The sequence below is a fragment of the Paenibacillus sp. AD87 genome (assembly GCF_001659845.1).
Lineage (GTDB): Bacteria > Bacillota > Bacilli > Paenibacillales > Paenibacillaceae > Paenibacillus > Paenibacillus marchantiae.
In genome coordinates this window covers 1-949 of sequence record NZ_LXQN01000004.1, presented here as the reverse complement: position 1 = coordinate 949, position 949 = coordinate 1, and the positions used below count along the sequence as shown (strand labels likewise).

General features: G+C 47.9%; 1 protein-coding gene and 1 pseudogene. Both read left to right on the top strand.

Going from position 1 to position 949, the window contains the following annotated elements; all coding sequences use genetic code 11:
- Positions 1-6 precede the first annotated feature (6 nt).
- The gene (locus gpAD87_RS00030) at positions 7-282 is read left to right on the top strand and encodes a WXG100 family type VII secretion target (protein WP_017689071.1); all 276 of its coding nucleotides are present in this window, start codon (positions 7-9) and stop codon (positions 280-282) included.
- Positions 283-439: 157 nt separating this feature from the next.
- Positions 440-949, top strand: a pseudogene (locus tag gpAD87_RS00025) (hypothetical protein); the annotation flags it as partial.

Genomic DNA, 949 nt, shown 5'->3' with positions numbered 1-949 from the left:
TTACAAATGGCAGGACGTATTTTAGTTACCCCAGAACAGCTTGATCAGGTTTCCAACCAATTTAAACAAAGCGGTGAGCAAAGTCAGCAAATCGTTTCTACATTGACTCAATCCATCACAAGTATGGAAGGACAATGGGAAGGTATGACGAAACAACGCTTCTTCCAGGAATTCCAGGAAGCCAGCAAACAAATGCAATCTTTCGTTCAAACGCTAAATAGCATCAGCGCGGAACTGACGGCTATTGCCAACAAATTCCGTACGGCAGACCAAGCTCGCTAATCTGCGATACATAGTTCGGGCAGGTTCCATATCCGAATTCGCCCAGAATCATATGCAGGAAGCAAGCTGAAGATTTACAACTACAGCAAAAACCGGGCGTTTTCACAACACCCGGTTTTTGTTGCACTATGACAGAATGACAGAGAGAGGGATGAGCATGTCTTTTCAACCAAATCCCGGGGATGAAGTGGTGATTAACGACATTGCCTATATCATTGGGCAGCATCCGGCTGCACCTGGTCTGGCTTACGCCCAAGCTGGAAGGCAGGGTATCGTCTATCAGTTGTTACCCCGTAACGGTTCCGTAAGTGGGGCCAAAGCACTAAAAGTATTTTTCCCTAAATTCCGTATTCCGGCTATGGTGTATCAGTCTGAGCATATGGATTCTTATAGTGAACTGCCAGGTTTGCAGGTATGCAAGCGTGATGTGCTCACTCCGGAAAGAAACGGAGCGCTCATTGGAGAACATCCTGATCTGTTGTACGCGGTATTGATGCCGTGGGTACATGGTCTGACCTGGTTCGATGTAATCAGCGATCAGAAGCAGCTGACAGCAGAGGAAAGTCTGAAGCTGGCGAGAGCTCTGGCCGGGATCGGCTCGGCCATGGAACAGCGTGGGCTGGCTCATTGTGATTTGTCCGCACCCAATGTGATGATTCCGTTTTTT